This is a genomic window from Rhodanobacter caeni, from assembly GCF_039523575.1.
Lineage (GTDB): Bacteria > Pseudomonadota > Gammaproteobacteria > Xanthomonadales > Rhodanobacteraceae > Rhodanobacter > Rhodanobacter caeni.
The window spans coordinates 74,549-99,214 of the sequence record NZ_BAAAFO010000005.1 but is presented as its reverse complement, the minus strand read 5'-3'; the positions used below and the strand labels follow the sequence as shown (position 1 = coordinate 99,214).

At 61.9% G+C, this 24,666-nt stretch carries 18 protein-coding genes; 6 read left to right on the top strand and 12 right to left on the bottom strand.

Annotated elements, in window-relative coordinates:
- Positions 1 to 140 (top strand): transposase domain-containing protein (locus ABD017_RS16285; protein ID WP_343883866.1); only part of this gene is annotated, 140 nt, incomplete at its 5' end.
- Between the two features lie 112 nt (positions 141 to 252).
- On the opposite strand, the gene ABD017_RS16280 is transcribed toward ABD017_RS16285, so the two are convergent.
- From ABD017_RS16280 to ABD017_RS16245, 8 genes are all read right to left on the bottom strand, one after another.
- Complete coding sequence (locus ABD017_RS16280) at positions 253 to 2,799, bottom strand: sulfatase-like hydrolase/transferase (protein ID WP_343883862.1); 2,547 nt, start codon at positions 2,797 to 2,799, stop codon at positions 253 to 255.
- Positions 2,800 to 2,948: 149 nt separating this feature from the next.
- Entirely contained in the window at positions 2,949 to 4,847 is a 1,899-nt protein-coding gene (locus ABD017_RS16275) for a methyltransferase domain-containing protein (protein ID WP_343883861.1), read from the bottom strand.
- Positions 4,847 to 5,764 carry a glycosyltransferase family protein gene (locus ABD017_RS16270; protein WP_343883860.1) on the bottom strand — a complete coding sequence of 306 codons (918 nt, stop codon included), beginning with the start codon at positions 5,762 to 5,764 and terminating at the stop codon, positions 4,847 to 4,849. The genes ABD017_RS16275 and ABD017_RS16270 overlap by 1 nt, the downstream gene beginning before the upstream one ends.
- Positions 5,764 to 6,825 carry an NAD-dependent epimerase/dehydratase family protein gene (locus tag ABD017_RS16265; RefSeq protein ID WP_343883859.1) on the bottom strand — a complete coding sequence of 354 codons (1,062 nt, stop codon included), beginning with the start codon at positions 6,823 to 6,825 and terminating at the stop codon, positions 5,764 to 5,766. The genes ABD017_RS16270 and ABD017_RS16265 overlap by 1 nt, the downstream gene beginning before the upstream one ends.
- Positions 6,822 to 7,904, bottom strand: a complete 1,083-nt coding sequence (locus ABD017_RS16260; protein ID WP_343883858.1) for an acyltransferase family protein — start codon at positions 7,902 to 7,904, stop codon at positions 6,822 to 6,824. Before ABD017_RS16260 ends, ABD017_RS16265 begins: the two co-directional genes overlap by 4 nt.
- Positions 7,901 to 9,259 (bottom strand): ABC transporter ATP-binding protein, encoded by a 1,359-nt coding sequence (locus ABD017_RS16255; RefSeq protein WP_343883857.1) that lies wholly within the window; start codon positions 9,257 to 9,259, stop codon positions 7,901 to 7,903. Before ABD017_RS16255 ends, ABD017_RS16260 begins: the two co-directional genes overlap by 4 nt.
- On the bottom strand, positions 9,249 to 10,049 hold the full coding sequence (locus tag ABD017_RS16250; RefSeq protein ID WP_343883856.1) for an ABC transporter permease: 801 nt from the start codon (positions 10,047 to 10,049) through the stop codon (positions 9,249 to 9,251). Before ABD017_RS16250 ends, ABD017_RS16255 begins: the two co-directional genes overlap by 11 nt.
- Positions 10,050 to 10,054: 5 nt before the next feature.
- Positions 10,055 to 11,233 carry a cystathionine gamma-synthase gene (locus tag ABD017_RS16245; protein ID WP_343883854.1) on the bottom strand — a complete coding sequence of 393 codons (1,179 nt, stop codon included), beginning with the start codon at positions 11,231 to 11,233 and terminating at the stop codon, positions 10,055 to 10,057.
- 268 nt (positions 11,234 to 11,501) lie between these two features.
- Here ABD017_RS16245 and rfbB point away from each other — a divergent pair, with 268 nt between their 5' ends.
- The 5 genes from rfbB to ABD017_RS16220 all read left to right on the top strand — a co-directional run bounded on the left by rfbB (position 11,502) and on the right by ABD017_RS16220 (position 16,448).
- The gene (rfbB, locus tag ABD017_RS16240) at positions 11,502 to 12,572 is read left to right on the top strand and encodes a dTDP-glucose 4,6-dehydratase (RefSeq protein WP_343883853.1); all 1,071 of its coding nucleotides are present in this window, start codon (positions 11,502 to 11,504) and stop codon (positions 12,570 to 12,572) included.
- Positions 12,569 to 13,459 (top strand): glucose-1-phosphate thymidylyltransferase RfbA, encoded by an 891-nt coding sequence (rfbA, locus tag ABD017_RS16235; protein WP_343883852.1) that lies wholly within the window; start codon positions 12,569 to 12,571, stop codon positions 13,457 to 13,459. Before rfbB ends, rfbA begins: the two co-directional genes overlap by 4 nt.
- Complete coding sequence (gene rfbC / locus ABD017_RS16230; RefSeq protein WP_343883851.1) at positions 13,456 to 14,013, top strand: dTDP-4-dehydrorhamnose 3,5-epimerase; 558 nt, start codon at positions 13,456 to 13,458, stop codon at positions 14,011 to 14,013. The genes rfbA and rfbC overlap by 4 nt, the downstream gene beginning before the upstream one ends.
- Positions 14,010 to 14,954, top strand: a complete 945-nt coding sequence (gene rfbD, locus ABD017_RS16225) for a dTDP-4-dehydrorhamnose reductase (RefSeq protein WP_343883850.1) — start codon at positions 14,010 to 14,012, stop codon at positions 14,952 to 14,954. The genes rfbC and rfbD overlap by 4 nt, the downstream gene beginning before the upstream one ends.
- A gap of 84 nt (positions 14,955 to 15,038) precedes the next feature.
- Positions 15,039 to 16,448 carry a mannose-1-phosphate guanylyltransferase/mannose-6-phosphate isomerase gene (locus ABD017_RS16220; protein WP_343883849.1) on the top strand — a complete coding sequence of 470 codons (1,410 nt, stop codon included), beginning with the start codon at positions 15,039 to 15,041 and terminating at the stop codon, positions 16,446 to 16,448.
- Positions 16,449 to 16,524: 76 nt separating this feature from the next.
- Here ABD017_RS16220 and ABD017_RS16215 read toward each other — a convergent pair whose 3' ends face one another.
- From ABD017_RS16215 to ABD017_RS16200, 4 genes are all read right to left on the bottom strand, one after another.
- Positions 16,525 to 18,936 carry a glycoside hydrolase family 95 protein gene (locus ABD017_RS16215; protein WP_343883848.1) on the bottom strand — a complete coding sequence of 804 codons (2,412 nt, stop codon included), beginning with the start codon at positions 18,934 to 18,936 and terminating at the stop codon, positions 16,525 to 16,527.
- A gap of 104 nt (positions 18,937 to 19,040) precedes the next feature.
- A complete protein-coding gene (locus ABD017_RS16210; protein ID WP_343883847.1) occupies positions 19,041 to 19,985 on the bottom strand; it encodes a 2-dehydro-3-deoxygalactonokinase in 945 nt (314 codons plus the stop codon).
- The gene (locus ABD017_RS16205; protein WP_343883846.1) at positions 19,982 to 22,888 is read right to left on the bottom strand and encodes a TIM-barrel domain-containing protein; all 2,907 of its coding nucleotides are present in this window, start codon (positions 22,886 to 22,888) and stop codon (positions 19,982 to 19,984) included. The genes ABD017_RS16210 and ABD017_RS16205 overlap by 4 nt, the downstream gene beginning before the upstream one ends.
- 139 nt (positions 22,889 to 23,027) lie before the next feature.
- A complete protein-coding gene (locus ABD017_RS16200; protein ID WP_343883845.1) occupies positions 23,028 to 24,665 on the bottom strand; it encodes a GH35 family beta-galactosidase in 1,638 nt (545 codons plus the stop codon).
- Position 24,666 lies beyond the last annotated feature (1 nt).

Here is a 24,666-nt window from a genome sequence, read left to right as displayed (position 1 = left end):
AGCGCGCCGCCGCGATCATGAGCCTGATCGCCACCGCCAAGGCCAACGGCATCGAACCCCACGCCTGGCTTACCGACGTGCTCACCCGTCTGCCCACCACCAAAGACCGCGACCTCCACACGCTGCTGCCGCTGGCATAGCCGCCTGCCGCGCGGCAAGGTGTGGTGGGCGGACGCTTACGTTGCATCGACAGCTCCCATCGAAACAGCCGTAGCCGCCAAACAGATGACCCATTCACAGCTGCCCGAGCCATTAATGCAGCGAACTTTCAGCTGAGGCATTGACGCGCAGCGACCTAAAGTAGAGCTGCAGTTCAGTCTGATTCTCTCCGACAGGATAGGGAGGAGGTGTGGAACCTGGACGACTGTAGTCAAAGCGCAGATTTACACGACAATCGGCATCATCAGTAACTACGGGTACCTTGATAGTCTGAACAGCTGGCTGACTACGGTCGAACGTCCAATCTGCAACACGATTACCGTTAACTATCAAACCTACGTTTAGAACAGGTCTCGACGCGGTCAAATAAGGCTGTACTGTGAACTCCAACTCGGCGCGTTGACACTGTGCGCGCGGCAGGGAAAACCCTAAAAAAGCTGCCTCTCTCAACGTCCAGCTACCCCAAGGCTCGGGCGGATTCCAATTCACTTCCGTGCGATATGGCTGCAGATCCCTATTGCTATTGAATTCAATGACTGCTGGCAGCGAACTTAGCTCCGGCGTACGAGGCGCCGTGGATACACTGAACTCCTTGCTGAAGTCGAATTCCTTCTCGGCCTTCTCAGCATCGACCCGTTCGATCAATTGCCTGCATTGCGGCGACCGGATTGAAACCCCCAGCAAACGTGGCACTGTGGCAATGTGCGCCTTCGCCCCATTGCGTCCCACCCAGTCGATCGAAAATAGCCCATCTTTCTGAGCCGACACCAATGGTCGAATTAGCAGTGCGCTAGCGTCACCACGCTCTGCGAGTAACTTATCAACGTCAGCATCCTTCGCAATCAACGCGCTTGCGTGTTTCGCAGTGACAAAGAAGGTCAGGGCTTGATCGCTGTCAAGCGCAACCGCCATCGATCCCCGCTCTTGCATTTTCAAATCCCGGCCGCCCAAACGGAACATATTATCGGCTGCCCAGGTAAGTAACGAATCGTCATCACAAATTGTCAGGCCACTTGAACTCGACCATAATATTTTCCTCAGGACCGCATAGGTCACTTGGTCAGGCGTGAGCGCACTATCGGAACTTCCAACCGCACTTCTATCGGCGCCCGCGATGAACGAAGCATTGGTTCGCACGCCCATGAGACCTAATACCGTAGGAGCCACATCCATATGGTAGATCTTTGTCTTGCGCTCACCTTCTCCAGCATTCAGAACAAAAAAAAGCGGCCGCCTGTGATAGCTTTTGGGATAAAGCGGGTCCGCGTCATTCGCCATCTCTAAATGATCGCTCATCAAAACGACAACGGTATCTCTAAACTTCGGCTCATTCGATAATTCCTTAATAAACCTTGCGATCAAACTATCACTACAGTAGGTCGCCTGCAAAACGCTATTGGGACTTTCTGCATAAGGCACACAATTCGCCGATGGTCGGCCATGCGGCGGATGGGTATCCAGCGTAATCACGGTTAAATTGAACGGCTTTCCCGCCTTCTCCAACGCTTTATACTGCTTAATGGCGAGATCAAATAGGTCACTATCATAAAGTCCCCACCCGCTTTTAGGTAGTTTCCCCTGATAATCAGCCTCCAGCTCATTTTTGCCAAGCGCCTGATCATATCCGTGCAACTTGTAGAACAATCCTTTGCTGGAAAAGCTTATAGGAGCCCCTCCCATGAAGACCTGTTGATAGCCAGCAGCATGAAGCACATCGCCAAAGCAAACGAGGTCAGGTTGAAATGAATCTTCGCTATTATTGTTGCCTGATCCAGCATCGAACGCTGAGAACGGGCTTGTGATGAGCGGAGCACCACACTGAGAAGCGAACATGCCCGCGATGGTGTACGTTGCGCCAGGAAAGCTCTCCATACCAGTAAAGTCCAATCCTTGGCTTCGTAATCGATTAAGGTTGGGGGTTAATCCTGGAAAAATTTGGTTATCTGTATAAATCCGCTCCAACGACTCCATGTATATCCACACCACGTTGCGTCCAGGCGCGGCTCGCAACCGCGACCGGCTGACTGGCTGATCATTGATCTGTGCATAAACGGCCTCAGCGGCCGGCGAGTCAGCAACTACAAATGAATTTCTGTAGTTCGCAACATAATTTACTAATCTATGTGGCGCGGACTCAACTGCGACCATAAGTACCAGTAGCGCTCCTACAACGCCACCTTTAATCGTAGCTGGAATTCGAACTATATCCGATTTACCCCTCCTACCAAGGCGATAGAACGCCATCCCAGACATACCGGACAGCAGGACTAAAACAACCAACCCACCCCCCATCACCACGGGGAAGGCATGCAGGCTCGTCACAAGGTTTTTCGGGTCTAAATTACCGAAAAACCGATCGTTAAAGGTGTCCGCCTGTAGATAATAGGAAATACCTTCACTAAAAACCAAAATTAGCCACAAGACATATGACAATACACAAAACATCCACGTCTGCGAGCCGAACAAACGCCACTGAGATAGCGCGGTGAGCAGTGAGCACAATGCAACTGCAAAAAGAATACCTTGAATGAATTCCCAATTACTCCAGGACGCCAATGCAAGCAGCTGCCACGTATAGGTGACAAATACAGGAAGCGCAAGAAGAAATATTGTTAGAAAGACATCGACGCGTATTTTCAATTCCCTCACCTTCTACATTTGCGATACCTGGCAAAACCCCGTCCGTGAGGCCGAGGTAGCACGGCAAAACGCCTGAGAATAACTAAACGCCTCATTGGAATTATGGAACAAAGCCAGCAACCGGCCTCGACAACAAGTGGACTCATCAGTCAACCGCGAAACACCCTACTGAGCTCACGTAGCCAGCGAGTCTTTCGCCATGATGAAGATGATTCAATGCTCCGAATCAAGTATTCCAAGTCAGAAATACTGAGCAACCAAATCTTCTCTTCCTTAGCGCGGCGACGACGTTTGATAAAGCACACGAAACTGCGAAGCGGACCAGTCAGCTTCCACGATGTTGAGTGAACGAGTTCATGATAGCGATGGCGCAGAGCCTCCATATATTCGCTGTCTGGGCCCGAATCCGGGCCGGGCAGCCACGCCTGTGGCTGGTGGCTCAGCGCTGCGCCGTCTGCCTGCAGGCGTTTCAACTCCTCGTACATATTTCGAATGCGCATGACCGAACCCGGCGGCATCAACAACGGCGTTTTGTCGATTTTGCGCAACGTATAGAAGTAGTTGGCCCGCCATTCGAGCTCGTTGTGCACTGTGGAGGAAGTCTCCTCGGTTTTCCACAAGCGGTAAATGCAGCCGACATTTTTGGAAGTCGCCACACCTGTCAAGGGTGCCACTCGAATAATGAAATCCCAGTCTTCCGCTGTTGTCAGGTGATCGTCAAAGCGAAATTTCAGGTCGCTGAATACCGATCGAGGGAACGCAAGCGAATGTAGTGGGCTGCGGTTTTCGACTATGTGCGCCACCAAGTCGAAATCCTCCGGATACAGCGCCTGCATGGGCCCCGTGGCTCGCGACGCCACCATGCTGTGGGCAGGCGTCACCTTGTCCCAGTGTTGTGCCACCGCGACCAACCTCAACAACTGCCCGGCATGCGTTTCGGCTAGCTCGCGGAAAGTTTCGACCCAGTTGCCGAAAACGAGATCATCGTCATCAAGAACCGCGACATAATGCCCACGCGCGTTTTCGAAACCGGCATTCAGCGGCGTGGCTCGGCTGCCGTTATACACACGAACCAGACGCACCCTGTCCCGCATCGACCCGTGCAGGTCGGCAATCAGCCGCTCAACAACCAGCTGGCTCTCCAGGTCAAGATCATGCCCGATAATGCAAACCTCGAAGTCCTGGCAGGTTTGGGCAGACAGGCACAACAGCGTCTCGCGGAGAGTCGCGATACGCCTTCCCTGGGTCCTCGTCACCACCGTAAGGAATGGCCGCTCCGGCTCGCGTTCCCGCAGCAGCGGCACTTGCAGCGTAGTGGCGGCCTGCGGCCCCGGCAGGAAGGCGCGAACGAACTGGTTGATCTGGGCGGTATGATCCACCTGCGATCTAAGACGCGCGACCAATTGATGCAACGGCGCGTTCTCGCTGAGAATGGCATGTTCCCGCGGAAAGTACTGGTCGCTTTTCGACAAAAGCACGTCCTTCTTGTGCACCTCGTACCAACCTGAGGAAACCATCATTTCCGTCACGCGCTGTTCCGTAAAGTACTGCAGATGGGTGTAATCCAGCAGGCCCGATTCGGTGTAATCGAACATTCCCATCGCCAGCTTGAAGCCAATGTCCCGATGCGTCACGTTGGGCACCGAGATGATCAGCGGCGCACCATGTCGCTGCGCGATGTTGCGCAACATGAGCAAGGCTTTCATCGGTTCGGCGATATGTTCCAGAGTATCGATGATGCATAGTGCCCCAACGCGTGACGCCTGCGGGAGATACTGATCGATCAGCGACAGCGCCGCGTCAGGATCCCGCAGGTCCACGAACATAGTGTCGAACCCCCGTTCTTTCAGCGACAGCAGACCCGGTTCGTTGATATCGAGTCCGATGTAATGCAGCTGATAGCGGTCGCGCAATACTTCGGCCAGCCGGCCGTAACCACAACCGAAGTCCAGAAAAATGCTGCCCGGCTGCGGCCCAAATCGGGCCACGAGATCTGCGACGTGACCGTAGACGTTGTCCTCGGCATACGCGTTGTCGTATTGATCCATCACATCACGAACCGGTGCGGGGCGTATGCGCCATCCTGAAAAACTGCAACCTTGTGGCTTGGATCGATCTGCATTGGAAGCTTTCCTGTCTCGCGCCTTGTTTCGAATTGTTTCGCTGCAGCAAGCAAAGTTTCATCATTCGTGATTCGAAAATACTTGAGAACATCGGCCACGATATCTTCCCTGTGGTACTTGTAGGCAAGCATCAATGCCGCTTCCGCCGAATAATATTTCTCGGCAGCACCAGCAACCCATTTGCCCTTGGCACCCAGACGCTTGTCGTGAAACGCCGCTGCGCTAGGCCGATAGATCACCTTCTTGCCAGCGAGACGCACACGCCATGAAAAATCGACGTCATCGCAGTAGAGAAAAAATGTTTCATGATCAAATCCGCCCAATTCCCGAATCAGGGATGTTGGAATCATCGTGCACGCGGTGGCTGCCCAAGACGTCTCGCCGCTGACAAGGTCATATTCCTTGGGATGTTCGATGGGCAGCTGCTTCGCTTCCACCATGCCTGCTCGGGCATCGACAAACGACTTCGCCAACTCGACCAGCGCATTGGGTGCCATCATGATGTCCGGATTCATGATCAAAACGTAGTCATCCACAAGGTCCTCGAGCAACCGGTTGTGGCCCTGGGCCGAACCGAGGTTGGCATCGAAATACCGGTATTCCACGCCATGCAGGGCGCTGCCCGGCCTGGCGTAGGCAACGACAGCCGGTTCCAACTCCGATGTTGGCGAACAGTCACCGTAGACCAGCGAGATTTCGCTGAACACGCCACCAGCTATGGCTATGTCGGCAGCACGTTCGAGATGTGCGATCGCTTGGTCGATACGCGATGGCTCATTGCCATAAAGCACCGAATGAACGCGAAGCGTCCCCAGAAACGGGGCAGTTGAAAGCTCGGCCATCACACATTCTCCAGACGCTGGTCAATCCACTCACACAGCTGACTTATGCCATCGGCCAATTCGACCTCCGGCTGCCAGCCGATCGCCCTCGCACGCGTCACCTCACAACCGGCATGGCGCACGTCACCGTTGCGGTATTTCCCGCACACATGCGGTGCCGGAGCAGCGTAATGTGCCGCTATCAGGCTGGCGACATCCGCAATCGTGGTCGGCTTGCCGTAGCCAATGTCGTGAATCTGTCCCGCCGCCTGCCGTTCGTAAATCGCCGCGCGCAGGGCGCGCGCCACATCGGAAATGAAAATGAAATCACGCCGCATCAAACCATCCTCATATAGAGGAATGCTCTTGCCGGCCCGTGCCAGGCGCGAGAACAGTGAAACGATGCCGGTATAAGGATTGTCCAGCGACTGGCCGGGGCCATACACGTTCTGCAATCGCAAAATGGCGATCTCCGAACCGAAGCTGAGTGCCCAAGAGCGGATAATCTGCTCCTGGGCCAGCTTGGTTGCACCATAGATGCTGGTCGGATTGGCCGGCGTGGAGTCCGCCACGAATGGCAACGCCGTTGAATTGACGAAATCCCACTGGCCGGCGTCAAGCATGGCCTTGGAGCGCTGCCCTGGACTCACCCGGGTTCCATCCGCCTTAACCCATATACCCTCGCCATACACGGCTCTACTGCTGCTCAGCACGAAACGCTGCGGCACATGACCCACCGCGGCAAAGGCATCAAGCATGCGCGCTGTTCCGGTAACGTTGACATGCGTATGCCGACTCGCTTCGCTCAAGGACTGCCCGGTTCCGGTCTCCGCCGCGAGATGAACTACGATGCTGGGCCTCCATTCCGCGAGGAACGAGATCCACGTCGTCGGCTCGCAAATGTCGGCCACGATTAGGCGAACATCGTCGTGCAGCTCGGGAGGACGAATGCCCCGCGCATGAACCTGCGGGTGCAGCGAATCGATGGCGACGACCGGCAGGGCACCAAGGCCCGTGATGAGATGCGACAGCGCGCTGCCGATGAAACCGGCACCGCCGGTCAACAAGATGCAGTCTTTCATGACTGGGGTAATTCCTTGCAAGGGCTTTTCAGAACGGGTTTCTTTCTGGACGGTTTGAACGCCAGCGCCCGCTTTTCCAGCAGGTGCCAGGATGCATAGCCAAGCAGCAGGGTGATGATCGTCGCAATGATTGCATTGTCGAGTGGCCCCATTGCCGGTCCACCAAGGTGGAACAGCGCCTGCTGCACCGGAAAACCATAGAGGTACACGCCATAGGACGGATCGCCAAACCGGCCCATCCTGCTGATCACCGGTATCGGCTCCGAGGCAAAGGACAGCACCGCGTAGGGAAGCACGACCATCAGGCCGACCTGCTGCAGCAGATAATCGGGTGTTTGGAACAATGCCAGTATGCCCACCAGCAGGATCGACACCGGCGCACTCAGCCAGCGCTTCATGGAAGTTGCCGAATACATCGCGCCAATGAAAAAGTAAGGGCCCACGTCGGCAACGGAACGCGAACCAGTGCCCCAGAAGACAATTTGCTGATCGGCCGGGGAGCGCGACAGATAGAGTAGGGAAAGCAGCGCCAGCGTGCACGTCGTAAGGATCAAAAGCCGGCGTGAGCGGTCAATCACCGTGGTCAGGAAAACCACCGGCAACAACAGGTACATTGAAACTTCAGCCGGGAGGCTCCAGAGCGATCCGTTGACCGCATTGGGATAGATGTTGTCCGCAAACACGCCCGGTAGGCTGTATATCGGATACAGGACCATGTTGTAGACGAAGTAGCGCCATGTGCCGCCGTGGCCGAAGTAGGCGGGCACCGGCAAGGTCGTAAAGATCGGGCCGAGCACGACCGTCGTCAGCAACAGCACCAGTGCCAGACCTGGCAGCAGGCGTAACCCGCGGCGCATTAGGTAGCGCCCCGGATGGGGGTCTGACTCCCAACTTCGGGCCACCAGGAAGCCACTGACCACAAAGAATATCTTCACTGCGACGCTCTGGACCGCATTGCCGAGAATCGCATCGTCCGGATGCGCCGACAGCGGATGCGCGTGACCGAAAATCACCACCAGCGCAGCGATAATGCGTACCGCATCAAAGTTGTTGCTGCGATGCACGACTCCGATACTCATGGCGCTTCTGCCGAAATGATGGCACATTCGATCCTGCGCATCGGGATACCTACCAATCCGGTGGATATGCTGGTCGATCTGCTGCTCAGAATCAGCGCGTCGTGTATCCACTGGTGCATGGCGTGATCGCTCTGTGTGCCGTCGGCCACGGCTAGGCTGACCGCATAATCGCCGAGCGGCAGGATCGGCATCCGGAATTCAAAGAAGGCCCGCACACTGACCCCCGCAGCCGCAGACACTGGCCGATCCACGTACTGAAGAAAGGTGTTGTCGCCAAACAATGGTTGACCTTGCTTGTCCTTGACCACAAAACCGACTATCAACGACTGGACGGGCTTTAGCGTACGCAATCTCAATCTCAGTCGAACTATTTCCCCGCCGACCAGCCAGCCCAGCTTGTGTCCGGAGGCGTCGACAAACGCGGCATGCTCGAATACCACACCAGCGGCTCCGAAATCATGTCCTTGGCTGAAACGGAAGACCTCGATGTCGTTGCGCAGACTGGACCCATTCACGAGATCGGTACGCGGATCTACGACTGCATCGTCGTCGAGGCCATCTGCCCCCCCTTCGTGGGATATGGCAGCAACACCCACATCGGCCTCCTTTTCCTCCGCTCGATACAAATCCGCCAGATAAGCTCCCGCAACGGCCTTCGGGATGTCGTCCATCGCAATGACGCCATTCTTCAGCCAGATCACTCGGTCGCACAAGGCCGTCACTGAGCCCATGTCGTGGCTGACAAATATGAGGGTGCCACCATCTGTGCGGAAACGATGCAGGTAACGCATGCATTTCTGCACGAAATAGGCATCTCCAACTGCCAGCGCCTCGTCCACAATTAAAATATCGGCATCGACATTTGCCACTACCGAAAAACCGAGCCGGGTAAACATGCCGCTCGAGTACGTTTTCACTGGCCGATCGATATATTCACCGATGTCGGCGAATTCGATGATCATCCCGCGCCGCGATTCGACCTCTTCCGGAGACAAACCATAGATCTGAGCGCACAGGTCGATATTCTCGCGGCCGGTCAATTCAGGGTTGAACCCGGCCCCCAACTCCAGCAAAGCCGCCACCTTCCCCCGTACTCGGACACTTCCTGATGTAGGCGTGAGCGTCTTGCACAGGATGCTGAGTAAAGTCGACTTACCCGCTCCGTTTCGGCCAACAAGCCCCAAGGTTTGTCCCCGGGGTACTTCGAAACTGATATCGCGCAGCACTTCATGTTCCTTGAAGAAGCGCCGCTTTCCACGAAAAATCATCTGCCACAGGCGATGCGATGGCTTTTCGAATAGCAGATAACTCTTCGATATCGCGGTTATAGTCATAATAGGATCGTCAGATGACATCGGCGAATCCCTTCCTGGTGCGGCAGAACCACCAGTACCCCGCATACATGAAAATTACCGAACACACCGCATAAATACTGAGCGCAGTAAAGTCCGGCCAACTTCCTTCGATCGCCACCACGCGTACCTGCACAATGATGAGTGTTAGCGGATTGATGTACATCAAATAGCGATACCGCTCAGGCACCAATTCCATCGGGAAGAATATAGGACTAAGAAACATCATCAATGTCAGTAAAAGCGGAATGACCTGTTGCACGTCGCGCAAAAACGTTCCTATTGAAGACAGGAACCATGACAATCCGAGCAATAACGGCAACAAAGGCACAATCACCACGATGATCAAGGGCCAAGTCGCTGGTAGATGGCCAGCAATCAAGAGCTGCCCGGCCAACAGGATCAGCAGGTTTATTAGTAGGTGGAATGCAGCGGTCGCCACAGCCATCCATTGAAGCGTCGCCAGCGGAAACACCACTTTTTTGACGTAGGTTCCGTTTTCGATGATCAGCATGGGTGCCCGGCCCAGGACGTCCGCACCGAATAAATGGACGATCAACCCAGAAAAAAGTATGACGGGATACAGCTTAGAAGGGACCGCCCCCCACTTTGCCTGGAGCATTACCCCAAGTACGAACCAATAGGCGAAAAGCAACAGTAGCGGAGTGCCGAACGCCCACAGCGTACCGAACATCGAACCTTGATACCGCGCCTTGATGTCACGTGCTATTAGACGCTTGAGCAGAAACCAATTTTCGATGAGCTCGGAAAACGGACCTTGATCTTCACGCACGAGTGTCACCGTTCGCTGGTGTTAAGTGCATGCAACAGTTCACGATGCAGATCATCTAAGTCCTCAACCCCCACCGACAACCGCACCAGCCCGTCGCTGATACCCAGGCGCTTGCGGTTGGCCGCCGGCACCGAAGCGTGCGTCATGATGGCGGGGTGTTCGATCAGGCTTTCGACGCCGCCCAGCGATTCGGCCAGGGCGAACAGTTCGCAGCGTTCCAGCATGCGGCGCGCCGCCTTGAGGCCGCCCTTCAACTCGATCGTGACGATGCCGCCGAAGCCGTGCATCTGGCGCTTGGCCAGCGCGTGTTGCGGATGGCTTTTGAGGCCGGGGTAGATCACGCGCTCGACGGCGGGGTGCTTTCCCAGCCACTTGGCCAGTTCCAGCGCGTTCTGGCAGTGCGCTTTCATGCGCAGATGCAGGGTCTTCAGGCCGCGCATTGCGAGGAAGGCGTCGAACGGGCCGGCGATGGCGCCCACCGAGTTCTGCAGGAACGCCATTCTTTCGGCCAACTCGTCGCTGCCCGCCACCACGATGCCACCCACCATGTCGGAATGGCCGTTGATGTACTTGGTGGCCGAATGCAGCACCAGGTCCGCACCGTATTCCAGCGGCCGCTGGACCATCGGCGAGCAGAACGTGTTGTCGACCACGAGGATCAGGCCATGCTTTTTGGCGAACGCGGCCACCTTGGCCAGATCGACCAGCTTGAGCGTGGGGTTGGTCGGCGTTTCGGCCCAGATCATGCGGGTGTTGGGCTTCAGTGCGGCTTTCAGCGCGGCGGCATCGTTGAGGTCGACAAAGCTGAAGTCGAGCCCGGCGGACCGGCGGCGCACGCGTTCGAACAGGCGGTAGCTGCCGCCGTAGAGATCATCCATCGCGATGACGTGGCTGCCCGAATCGAGCAGATCCAGCACGGTCGCGGCGGCCGCCATGCCGGAGCCGAACGCGAAGCCGGCTACGCCGCCTTCCAGATCCGCCACGCAACGCTCGTAGGCCATGCGGGTGGGGTTCTGCGTGCGCGAGTACTCGTAGCCCTTGTGTTTGCCCGGGCTCCGCTGGACGTACGTGGAGGTGGCATAGATCGGCGTCATGATGGCGCCGGTGCTCGGATCAGGGTGCTGGCCGGCGTGGATGGCCCGCGTCCCCATGCCCTGCTGGTTGCGCTTTGCGTCGCTTTTCATCGTCGAATTCCGCCGCCCACTTTGGGTTGCGTCCATGGGGTCAAGCCCGCCATTCTAGCCGTTACACCAACGATTGCCGAGATGGCCTGTACGCTTCGCGTTCATGTAGCTGCGAAAGAGGCCTTTCTTTTCATGGAGTTATGGATGTCACGGCGCATCTCCGACGGTTGCCGACACTTGGTCATCCCGGCGGGAACGGGCATCATTTGCGATCTGCCCGGCAACCGCGTTGCCCTGAGGCCTCCCCTCGCCCCCACGGAAAGATGTGATGACAAACCCAGTCACAGGGAAAAAGACACTCCTCGTCACCGGCGGCGCCGGCTTCATCGGTGCCAACTTCGTCCTGCAGGCCATCGCCGACGGCTTGCGCGTGGTCAACCTGGACAAGCTCACCTACGCCGGCAACATGGACACGCTGGCGTCGCTGGAAGGCAACGCCCGCCACGTGTTCGTGCAGGGCGACATCGGCGACCGGGACCTGGTGGCGAAACTGCTGGCCGAACACCGGCCGGATGCCATCGTCAACTTTGCGGCCGAATCCCATGTGGACCGGTCCATCGATGGCCCCGCCGAGTTCGTGCAGACCAATGTGGTGGGCACGCTGGCGCTGCTGGAGGCCGCCCGCGACTACTGGCGCGGCATCAGTGACGGCGCGCGCGACGCGTTTCGCTTCCTGCATGTGTCGACCGACGAGGTTTACGGGTCGCTGGGCGCCGAGGGCAAGTTCACCGAACAGACGCCGTACGCGCCCAATTCGCCGTATTCCGCCTCCAAGGCCGCCTCCGACCACCTGGTGCGCGCGTTCCACCACACCTTCGGACTGCCGGTGCTGACCACCAACTGCTCGAACAACTACGGCCCGTACCAGTTTCCGGAAAAGCTCATCCCGCTGATCATCCAGAAGGCGCTGGCCGGCGAGTCGCTGCCGGTCTACGGCGACGGCAGGAACATCCGCGACTGGCTGTTCGTGGGCGACCACTGCAGCGCGATCCGACGCGTGCTGGAAGCCGGCCGCGTCGGCGAGACCTACAACGTGGGCGGCAATGCCGAGCGCGAGAACATCACGGTGGTCAAGACCATCTGCGCGCTGCTCGACGAACGTCGCCCGCTAGCCGAGGGCAAGCCGCGCGAATCGCTGATCACCTACGTGAAGGATCGTCCCGGCCACGACCGCCGTTACGCGATCGACTCCAGCAAGCTGCAGGGCGAGCTGGGCTGGCGGCCGTCGCAGACGTTCGAAAGCGGCATCGCGCAGACGGTGGACTGGTATCTCGCCAACCAGTCGTGGAGCCACCGCGTGCTCGACGGCAGCTATCGCATGGAGCGCCTCGGATCATGATCAATACGCAGAAAGGCATCATCCTGGCCGGCGGTTCCGGCACCCGGCTGCACCCGATCACCCGCGCGGTGAGCAAGCAGCTGCTGCCGGTATACGACAAGCCGATGATCTACTACCCGCTGGCCACCTTGATGCTGGCGGACATCCGCGACGTACTGGTAATCAACACGCCGCACGAGCAGGAGATGTTCCAGCGCCTGCTGGGGGATGGCTCGCAGTGGGGCTTGAACATCCAGTACGCGGTGCAGCCCTCGCCCGATGGCCTGGCGCAGGCGTTCACCATCGGTCGCGACTTCATCGACGGCAAGCGGAGTTGCCTCGTGCTGGGCGACAACATCTTTTACGGGCATGGCTTCACCGAGCGTCTCAAGCGCGCGGCGGCGCGCGATCGTGGCGCCACCGTGTTCGGCTACTGGGTGAAAGACCCTGAGCGTTACGGCGTGGCGGAGTTCAGCCAGGATGGCCGCGTGATCGGGCTGGAGGAGAAACCCGCCAGGCCCAAGTCGAACTACGCCGTCACCGGCCTTTATTTCTATGACGAACGCGTCTGCGACTACGCCGCCGAACTGAAACCATCGTCGCGCGGCGAGCTGGAAATCACCGACCTCAACCGCTGCTACCTGGACGACAACTCGCTGCACCTGGAGCAACTGGGCCGCGGTTTCGCCTGGCTCGACACCGGCACGCACGATTCGCTGATGGAGGCAGGCAGCTATATCGAGACGATCGAGAACCGACAGGGCCTGAAGGTCTGCTGCCCCGAGGAAATTGCCTACGTGAACGGCTGGATCGACACCGAGCAACTGCTCGCGCTGGCCGCGCCGCTGGCGAAGACGGGGTACGGCCAGTATCTGCAGCAGCTCAGCACCCAGGGGCTGGTGCGATGAAGGTCGTCGAGACGGCGCTGCCCGGCGTGATGATTCTCGAACCGAAGGTGTTCGGTGATGCGCGGGGCTTTTTCTACGAGAGCTACAACAAGGCCAGCTTCCGCGACGCGGGCATCACCGCGCAGTTCGTGCAATCCAATGTATCGCGATCGACCAGGGGCGTGCTGCGCGGCCTGCACTACCAGTGGCCGAACCCGCAGGGCAAGCTGGTCAGTGTGCTCGAGGGCGAGGTGTACGACGTGGCGGTGGACATCCGCCGCGGCTCGCCGACCTTCGGCCAGTCGGCCGGGGTCATGCTCACTGCCGAAAACCACCGCCACTTCTGGGTGCCGGAAGGTTTCGCGCACGGCTTTTGCGTGTTGTCCGACTTCGCCACCTTCAGCTACCAATGCACCGCGCTGTACGACCCCAAGGCCGACGCCGGCATTCGCTGGAACGACGCCGCACTGGGCATCGACTGGCCGGTGAGCGACCCGCTGTTGTCCGACAAGGATCGAGCCACGCCATTCCTGCACGACGTGGCGCCGGAGCGCCTGCCGGTCTTCGAGGCATGAGAACCCTGCTGCTCGGTGCCAATGGGCAGCTTGGCCGCACGTTTCTGGACCAGGGCGAGCTGGCCGCGCGTGGCGAGCTTCTTGCCGCCAGCCGCGATGGCGTATTGGTCGACGGCAGCCGTGGCGAAGTCGCCGACCTGTCGGTTCCCGAATCGCTTCCCGCCCTGCTCGATCGCGTGCAACCGGACGTGATCGTCAACACCGCGGCGTATACCGCCGTCGATCGCGCCGAGCAGGAGGAATCGCTGGCCAGCCGCGTCAACGGCGAGGCGGTGGGCGCGCTCGGCCAATGGGCCGCCGCGCACGGCGCGCTGGTGATCCACTATTCCACCGATTACGTGTTCGATGGCGGCCAGTCGCAGCCCTACGAGGTGGACGCGCGCACCGCGCCGCTGGGCGCCTATGGTCGCAGCAAGCTGGCCGGCGAAAAGGCCTTGCGTGACAGCGGCGCCGATCACCTGATCTTTCGCACCGCGTGGGTGTATGCCGCGCATGGCCACAATTTCCTGCGCACCATGCTGCGCCTGGGCGCCGAACGCGAGGAACTGCGCGTGGTGGCCGACCAGCACGGGGCGCCAACCGACACCTCGCTCATCGTCGATGCCAGCCTTGCCGCGCTCGATCATTGGCTGGCCGCGGGCTCGGTCGAACGGCGCGCGCTGCGCGGCACGCATCACCTGGTCGCCAGCGGCGCCACCACCTGGCACGGGTTTGCCAGTGCGATCTTCGCGCAGGCCGTCAGTCGCGGGCTGCTGGCCCGCGCGCCCCGCGTGTTGCCGATTGCCACCACCGACTACCCCACGCCGGCCCAGCGGCCGGCCTGGTCCTTGCTCGACAATCAGGCATTCCAGCGCCGGTTCGCCTTTGCGCTGCCCGACTGGCGCGAGGGATTGGACAAGGTCATGGCCGGGCTGGCCCGCTCGACGCCGACGGCGGGATAGCCGCCGCGAGGGTGGCCGGCAAAGACAAGCGCGGATGGTTGGCTCACAATCCACGCATTCCATGGCAACCCGCGGAAAAACGACATGTTGATTCCCCTCATCCTCAGCGGCGGCAGCGGCACCCGCCTGTGGCCGGTCTCGCGCAAGAACCTGCCCAAGCAGTTCCTGGCCCTGGCTGGCCAAGGCACGCTGTTTCAGCAGGCGATCGCACGCACGCGGCAGTTGCCGCAGGTGGCGGCGCCGATCGTGGTAGCCAGTGACGATCACCGTTTCCTGGCCGCCGACCAGCTGCTGCAGGCCGGCATCGAGGGCGCCACCATCGTGCTGGAGCCGCTGGCGCGCAACACGGCGCCGGCGATTGCGCTGGGCGCGCTGCAGGCGATCGAGCGCGATGCCGACGCGGTATTGCTGGTGTTGCCAGCCGACCATCTCATTGGCGACACCGCTGCCTTCGTGGCAGCGGTGGAAAAAGCCTTGCCGCTGGCCCGGCAGGGCTGGCTGGTGACCTTCGGCATCCGCCCCGACCGGCCGGAAACCGGCTTCGGCTATATCCGCCATGGCGACGCGGTGGGCGACGGCTACCACGTGGAGCAGTTCGTCGAGAAACCCGATCTTGCCACCGCGCACGCCTATGTCGCCAATGGCGGTTATGACTGGAACTCGGGCATGTTCCTGTTCAAGGCGGCGCGCTACCTGGAAGAGCTGGAGACGCATGCGCCGGCAATGCTGGCCGCGGTGCGCGAGGCGCATGCGAAGGCATCGGCCGACCTGGATTTCGTGCGCATCGACCGCGAGGCCTTCGCCCGCGTGCCGGACGATTCGATCGATTACGCGGTGATGGAAAAGACCCGCCGCGCGGCGGTGATTCCGGTCAGCTGCGCCTGGAGCGACATCGGCTCGTGGTCGGCGCTGTGGCAGACCTCGGCGCATGATGCGCAAGGCAATGCGCGCGAGGGCGACACGCTGCCCATCAATACCCGCAATTCGCTGCTGCGTTCGCACGACCGCCACCTGCTGGCCACCCTGGGCGTGGACGACCTGATCGTGGTCACCACGCCCGACGCCACCCTGGTGGCGCATCGCGATGCCGCGCAAGACGTGAAGAAGATCGTCGAGCAATTGAAGGCCGCCGGCCGCAGCGAGCACTCGCTGCATCGCGTAGTGCATCGCCCGTGGGGCAATTACGACTCGCTGGAGGAAGGCGAGCGCTTCCAGGTGAAGCGCATCGTGGTCAAGCCCGGCGCCAGCCTCAGCCTGCAGAAGCATCACCACCGCGCCGAGCACTGGATCGTGGTCTCCGGCACCGCCGAGGTCACCTGCGACGACAAGGTGTTCCTGCTCGGCGAAAACCAGAGCACCTACATCCCGCTGGGCAGCAAGCACCGCCTGCGCAACCCCGGCAAGCTGCCGCTGGAATTGATCGAGGTGCAATCGGGCAGTTACCTCGGCGAAGACGACATCGTGCGGTTTGACGACGTTTACGGGCGCGCCTGATTCCCGACACCCCCTGTAGGAGCGGCTTCAGCCGCGACCGGGTCCTGTCGTATCCCGGTCGCGACTGAAGTCGCTCCTACAGGAAATCGCGGGATTGCAGCCGGTAGGTCCGGCCCGCCTTCGTCGACAGCGACACTTGCCGCTCGCCGTAGCGCACTACGCAATCGCCGCCCCGCAGTGAACGCAAGCTGGCCTCGACCAGCTTGCCTTTCGCCCAGCGCATGTCCACCACGAAACCGCCGCGCGCGTGCAGGCCGCGCACGTCGCCTTGTGGCCACGCATCGGGCAAGGCCGGCAGCAGGTGGATTTGTCCCACCTCGCTTTGCATCAGCATTTCCACCATGCCCGAGGTGGCGCCGAAGTTGCCGTCGATCTGGAATGGCGGGCCGGCGTTGAACAGGTTCGGGTAGGTGCCGGCCCATTCGTGGCCCAGCCGGGTGTCGCGCGAGGCCGGTTTGAACAGCACGTTCAACAGATGCAGCGCGCGGTTGCCGTCGCCCAGGTGCGCCCACAGGTTCACCTTGTAGGCTTCCGACCAGCCGGTGGAGTCGTCGCCGCGCACGTCCAGCGAGCGCGCGGCCGCGGCGGCGAGCTTCGGCGTTTCGGCAAGGTCGATCTGATCGCCGGGGAACAACGCCCACAGGTGCGATACGTGGCGATGGTGCACCTCCACCTCGCGATAGGGCTTGAGGTATTCCTGGATGCGGCCGTCCGGACTGATCTGGATCGGCGCCAGTCGCGCCCGTTTGGCTTCCAGCTCGCGGCGGAAATCGGCATCCACCTGCAGGGTTTGCGACGCCTCGATCACCGCGCCGAACAGGAAGCGGATCAGCTCCTCGTCCATCGTCGGCCCCATCACGATCGCGGCCTTGCGGCCATCGTCCATGTAGACGGTGTTTTCCGGCGAGCTCGATGGCGCGGTCACCAGCCAGTGGTAGCCGGGTTCCTCGATCAGCACGTCGGCGTAGAACTGCGCGGCGCCGCGCAGCACGGGGTAGTAGCGGCGCAGGAAATCGCGGTCGCCGCTGTAGCGGTAGTGATCCCAGATGTGGAAGCCGAGCCACGCGGGCGCGCCCTGCCACACGCCCCAGCTGGCCTCGGCGCCGGGCGCGGTGAAGCCCCACAGGTTGGTCAGCGTGTGCACCACCCAGCCGCGCGCGCCGTAGTAGCGCTGCGCGGTTTTGGCGCCGGGCTGTTGCAGCGAGGCGGTCAGCGCGAACAGCGGCTGCGCCAGCTCGCCCAGGCCGGTGGGTTCGGCCGGCCAGTAGTTCATCTCGATGTTGACGTTGGTGTGGTAATCGCCATTCCACGGCGTGCTGGTGCCCTCGGCCCACAGCCCCTGCAGGTTGGCGGGCAGGCCGCCGGGGCGCGAGGAGGAAATCAGCAGGTAGCGCGCGTACTGGAAATACAGCGCGGCGAAACCGGGGTCGCCACCGGCGCCGTAGGCAGCGAGGCGCGAGCGCGTGGACATCGCTTCGCGCGCGCTGTTGGCGCTGCCCAGCTGCAGCGAGAAACGGTCGAACCATGAACGGAAATCGGCCACGTGGGCTGCGTGCAATTGCGCCACGGAGCGGCCCGCCACCCGTCGCAGATCGGCGGCGCTGGCGGCGACGGGGTCCGCGGTATGGCGTCCGGCAAAGCCGTCGTAGTCGGTTGCTTCGCTGATCAGCACGGTGACGTCGGTGCCGTGCTCGACGCGCAGGCAGTGCGCGTCCGCGTGCACGCTGGCGCCGGGTGCGATCACCCGCACCCGCGCGGCGAAGGCCAGCCCCTTGCCGCTGCCGCCGCTGTCCAGCGCGCCGCGCATCAGCAGGCCATTCACACCATCGACCTCGACCGTGGCGCGTTCGGCACGGTGCAGGCGGGCGACGAAGTTCAACGCACCGGCGCGGTCGGCGCTGAGGTGCAGCACCATTACCTGGTCGGGCGCGCTGGCGAACATCGTGCGGCGATAATTCACGCCATCCTGGGTGTAGCGCACTTCACTGGTGGCCGTGGGAATGTCCAGGCTGCGGCGATAACCGATGACCGGTGCCGCGTTCGCGGCGAAATCCAGCGTCAGCGTGCCCAGCCCCTGGTAGCTGCCGTAATGCGCGCTGGCGGCCTCGCCGCTCCAGGTAAAGTGCTGGTTGGTCAGTTGCTCGGCTTCGACGTTGCGGCCTTCCCGCAGCAACTGGCGGATCTGCGGCAGGTACGCGAACGCGTCCTTGCGATCGGCGCCGTCGTAGCGCGAGCCGGAAAACATGCTGATCTCGCTGAGCGAATAGCGCGCGTGCTGCACGCCGCCGTAGACCATCGCGCCCATGCGCCCGTTGCCCAGCGGCAGCGCTTCGTTGAAGGTGGTGGCCGGCGCGTCGTAGTGCAGTTGCAGGTTCTGCGCGGCGAACGATGCGCCGGAAAAGAGGCCAAGCACGCTGGCGACGGCCGTCAGCATCACGTACACGTGCGCCTTGCCACGGCGGCGCGCGGGCGGGTTGGGCATGGACATGTGATCACTCCAAACTTGTGGGGCGTCCGGTGCGCGCCCTCTTCTGCCCTCCGGGCACCTTCTCCCGCAAGCGGGAGAAGGAACAGCTCTCACGACCGGCCTGCCTAGTCGGACTCGACGTGCGGTATCAGCCCCGCCGCCCGCGCGATCTGCCACAGGCCCAGCGCGGCCGCGCCGCGCGGTGGCAGCGCCATGCCCAGTTCGAAACAGGAGGCGGCCACCACGTAGCGCCGGCACAAGACGGGGTTGCCGATCAGTTGCAGCGGGGTGGAGGTGTTGATGCGGCCGGCGGCGATGGCGCCGCGCAGTTCCTCGCCGATCAGCAGGCCGGACAGGTAATCGGGTACGGCGGGCAGGGCCAGCTCGCCGGTAAGCACCAGCGCGCGGCTGGAAAACAGCCGGCTCAACGCACCGCTGGCGCCACTGTCGCGGGCACTCTGCACACCGCGCAGGAAGGCGTCCTGGTCGAACGGCGGGTCATCCTTGCCCAGCCCGGCACCCAGGATGCTGTGGTGGCGCAGCACCGTGTAGAGCTCGCCGGTCATCGCGGTGGCAAAGTCGACCACGCGGCCATGCAGCACGTTGACCCATTTGCTGTGGGTGCCCGGCAGCAGCAGCGCCGAACGCCCCGCCAATACCGGCTGCAGCGCCAGCGCGCCGAAGATCTCGGTCTCCTCGCCGCGCATCACGTCGGCCACGGTGGTATTGCGCAGGCCCGGCACCAGGTGCACGCGGCGGCCGCTGGCGCTGTCGACGACATCCAACGCCAACACCACCGCGTCGATCGTTGCCGGCAGTTCCACATAGGGCACTTCGCGCCAGCCGCCGCGGCTGCCGACCATGCCGGAGGCCAGCACCGGCAGGTCAGGCCAGCCGGCCAGCGTGCCGTCCAGCGCGGCGTCGAAACCGCCGGCGGGAAGGTGGCGGATGCCCCACGGCCGCTCGCGCGATTCCAGCACGCGGCCGCCCTCGCCCATCAGGTAGGCGCGCAGGCCAGTGGTGCCCCAGTCGAGGCCGATCAGTCGCGGTGGTGGCGTGCTTTCGTTCATGGGGCCGACGCGTCCTTGTGTACGGTGATGGCGGAGCCGTCATAGTGCACGCTCTGCGCCGGCTTCGCCTCGAAATCGGCGGCGCTGGGCGTGGGGCCGGCGATCCAGCGGATGTTGAAGGTGCGTTGGGCGGGCATGCCCGGATAGCTGCCTTCGCGCTTGCCGATGGTCAGCGTGCCGCTGGCCTCGTCGTAGCTCAGCGGCACGCGGGCATACGCGCCATGTTCGTAGTCGTAGGTGGTGCCCTGGTCCTTGTACATCGAGAAGCTGCCGTTGGCGCCGGTGTAGACGAACAGCGTGATCGGCGCGTCGGGCTTTTCATTGGTGTACTGGATGGCCGGACCTACCGGCACGATGGCGCCGGCGCGCACGTACAACGGCATCCGCGCCAGCGGCGCATCCGCCTTGATCGTCTGGCCGCCCGGGTACCGCTTGCCGGTATGGAAGTCGTACCAGTCGCTGCCCGCCGGCAAGTACACGTCGCGGCTGCGGGCCTGGTATTCGGTGACGGGCGCCACCAGGAACGACGGGCCGAACAGGTACTCGTCGTCTATCCCGCGCACCTTGGGGTCGTTCGGGAAATCCATCACCAGGCCACGCATGATGGTGCCGTCCTTGAACCAGGTATCGGCCGCCAGCGTGTAGATGTACGGCATCAGGCGGTAACGCAGCTTGTCGTACCAGGCCAGCGTGTCGTAGACGTCCGAACCCACCGGCGCCAGGTTGTAGATTTCGCGCTGCGGTGCCTGTCCGTGCGAGCGGAACAGCGGGCTGAAGGCACCGAACTGGAACCAGCGCACATTGAGTTCGCGCCACTCCTGCAGATCCTTCGCGTTCGGCTTTTCATAACGCGGCTCCAGCGCGAAGCCGCCGATGTCGGTGGTCCAGTTGGGGATGCCCGACAGCGAGAAGTTCACGCCGGCGGAGATCTGGTCGCGCAGGTTGCTCCAGCGCGACACCACGTCGCCGCTCCAGCTGGCCGCGCCATTGCGCTGCTGGCCGGCGAAAGCCGAGCGGGTGAGGATGAACACGCGCCGGTTCGGGTACGCCTTGCGGCTGCCCTGGTACACCGCGGTGGTGGTCATCAGCGGATAGGAGTTGAAGAACGCGGCGCCCGGCCCCTGCGCGGTCGGCCCCATGCGCAGCTTGCGCTCGTCGATGCTGATGTTGGACTGGATGTCCGGCTCGGTGGCGTCCATCCACCACGCATCCATGCCCAGCTTGCCCAGGCCATCGTTGATCTGGCGCCAGTAGATGTCGCGCGCCTCCTCGCTGTACGGGTCGTAGAACGAGCTGAGGTAACCCTTGCCGACCCAGTCCTTCTGGCCCACTTCGACGTTGCGCTTGTACATGTAGCCCTTGGCGTCGAGCTCCTTGTAGTTGGCCGTGGTGGGGTAGAACTTCGGCCACACGGAGATCATCAGGTGCGCGTGCAGGTCGTGCAGCGTATCGACCAGTTTCTGCGGGTCGGGGTAGCGCGCCGGATCGAACTGCTGCGAGCCCCAGGCGTCCTCTTTCCAGTAGAACCAGTCCTGCACGATGTTGTCCAGCGGCAAGCCCAGCTTGCGGTATTGCTTCACCGTGTTGATCAGATCGTCGCTGGAGGCGTAGTGCTCGCGGCTCTGCCAGAAGCCGTAGGCCCAGCGCGGCAGCATCACCGCCTTGCCGGTGACGTCGCGGTAGCCGGCGATCACGTCGTCGAGGTTGTCGCCGCCGATGAAGTAATAGTCGATCGCGTGGCCCAGCTCGGAGAACAGCGACAACTCGTTCTGCTCGGCCACCGGCAACGGGTCAAGATGATCGAGCGCGATGTAGCCCGATTGCGGCGTCCAGTCGAGGCGGATGGTGTGCTTCTCGCCGGGCTGCATTGCCACGGTGAAATCGCGGTACCAGGGGTTCCAGTTCTGGCGCCAGTCGTCCAGCACCAGCTTGTCGTCGATGTACAGCTTGAAATAGCCGCTGGCGTACAGCCGGAACTTGTGCAGGCCGGCCACGTCGGAGGCCAGCGAACCCTTCCATTCCACCGTCTGGCCCGGCCCGCCGGTGAGGCCGGGATTGCCCTGGGAGTCGATGCCCTGCAGCGATTTCGGCCAACGCTTCAGATCCTTGTTGTATTCGTAGTTGATCTGCGGCTCGACCCGGCTGAGCTTGAGCTTGCCGTCCAGGTAGTAATTGGCGGTGAGGCCGCCGGGCTTGCCGTCCGCGTCGAACACCTTCAGCTGCTTGTCGATCATCTGGTACGGGCGCGGGTCGCCGAAGCGGGTGATCGAGTTGTTGTCCCACAGCACGCCGTAGTTGCGGCTGGAGACCACGAACGGGATGGCGATGTCGATGTTGTGCTGGGCCAGCTCCACGTCCTTGCCCTTGTAGTTCATCGTGCCTTTCTGGTGCTGGCCCAGGCCGTAGAACGCCTCGTCGTCGGGCGAGGCGAACTCCTGGCGCACGGCGTAGAACGGCTTGCCGTCCACCGTTACCGGCGTGAAGCTGCGGCCGTTGGGCTGCTCGGCGAGGATCGGCTTGCCGCTTTCGTCGAGGAAGCGCACGGCGCCGGTCGCGTTATCGACTTCGGCGGTGAGCTTGGGCGTCTTCAGCAGCACGTGGCCGGCATCGGTGGCAACGGTGAACTGCCTGCCGCCGCCGGTCTTGAGCGCCATCAGGCTCCTGGGCAGATCGAAGCCGCCCTTGGGCACCGCGGTGACGTGGATGATCGACTCGTCCACCACCTGCAGGCGCACCTTTTGGCTGTCGCCCACGTCCACGATGACGCCGTCGTCGATGCGCTGGAATGCCGCCTTGGTCGTCGCGGCGGTGTTGTCAGCGGACGGCGCGGCGTTGCTGCCGCAGCCGGACAGGAGTCCGATCAGCAGGCATCCGACCAGCGGGTTCATGGGAATGCGGTACATGGGTCATGTCTCCAATCGGTGGATCGGTCGAGAGTGGCATGGTGCTCGTCATCCCAGCGAACGCTGGGATCCAGCGCCTCGGTAGTCGCATGAAGGCACTGGATTCCAGCGTTCGCTGGAATGACGGGACGTGAGGGTTTCAATACGTCGCCAGCTTTACCCGCAATACCTGCGGCTGGCTGGTGAGGTTGAGGCCGTAGTCGGTCTGGTCGCCGTTCCATTCGCGGATGAAATGCCACTGGCCGTTGTCGTCGTAGCGGCCTTCCTGCACTTTTTCCAGCAGGAAGTGCTGGCCGTCATGGCCCTTGGGCGGCATGAAGTTCACCCGTGCGTGATAGCCGGCCACCAGGTATTCGTTGTGCGCCAGTTGCACGATCACCACGCCGCCGAGTTTCTTGGGGTTGCCTTGCGGGGGATCCACACCGAACTGCGGTCGGCCGTAGCTCACCTGCACGCGCCAGTCACCGAGGTCCAGCGTTTCCTCGTGGGTGTCATCGGGCTCGGACGCTCCCCAGACCTTGCCCTCGAAACTCCGCGTGGCGATCAGCCCGGCCAGCGGCGCCAGCAGCTCGTAGTTGGCGGCGAAGGGCTGGATGGTTTCCGGCGTGATCGCCTTGGCGCCCAGCGGCCAGTTGGAGTACTTGGTGTAGTCCATGCCGAACGGCGAGAAGCCGATGGCCTGGTGGCCCAGCGTGGCAAACACGTAGCGCGCATAGGCGGTGTCGTTGCCGGTCTCGGCCACGAACAGCGCGTTGTCGGGGCGGCTGTAGCGGTCCAGCACGGCGGTGTATTTCTTCCACTCGCGCATGTAGATGTCCGGCGCCACGAAATCCAGCGACGGCGCGGCGGCACGCCAGATGCCGATCACGTTGTCGGTGGGGCCGCCGCTGGAATAACCGCCGGGCGGGCCGGGGTTGAACGGATCGCGCAGCGCCGCGTTGGCGTACATCGGCAGGTTGTAGACGGCCTTGCCCGCGGCGGCCACCTGCTCGATGTAGTGGGCGATGGCCCAGGCGTAGGAGTATTCCGCCGCATCCTTGCCGAAGACCTGGCTCCAGCTGCCGGCGGACTTGCCGGTCTTCTGCAGCACGGCGGCGGGCACCGGCGACTGCAGCAGCTTGTCGCCGGCAGCCGAGTAATCGCGGTCGGTGCCGTAGGTGCCCGACTCGTTTTCCACCTGCACCATGATCACCGTGTGGCGGTCGCCATCGATCTGGCGCAGGTGTTTCATCAAAGCCACGAACGCGGCGCGGTCGGCCTCCAGCGTGGCGGCGCCGAACGGCGACAGCGAGCCCAGCGTGCTGCCGTCCTTCTTCACCACGCGCGGGTAGCGCTTGTTGTCCAGCTTCACCCATGACGGCGCGTAGTTCGGCCCGTTGTTTTTCCAGGTGGCGAACCACAGCAGCACCAGCCGCACGTCGTGCTCGCGCGCCTGGGTCACCAGCGTGTCGAGGAAGCTGAAATCGAACTGGCCCTGCACCGGCTCGATCTGGCCCCAGCCGATCGGCACCTGCACGGTGTTGGCGTGCAGCGCCTCGATTGCCGGCCACACCGCCGGCAGCATCGCCGGCCAGTTGCTGGAGTTGTTCACCTGCGCACCGAGGATCAGGTACGGCTTGCCGTCCACCTGCAGCTGGTGGCGGCCATCGGCGGTGACCACGCGCGGCAGCGGCGTGGATGCCGCCCGCAGCGGGCCGGCAAGGGCCAGCGTGGCCACGCCCATGCAGAGCAATGGCAACAGCAGGCGACGAAGGGATCGGCGTGCGGAAAGAGTCATG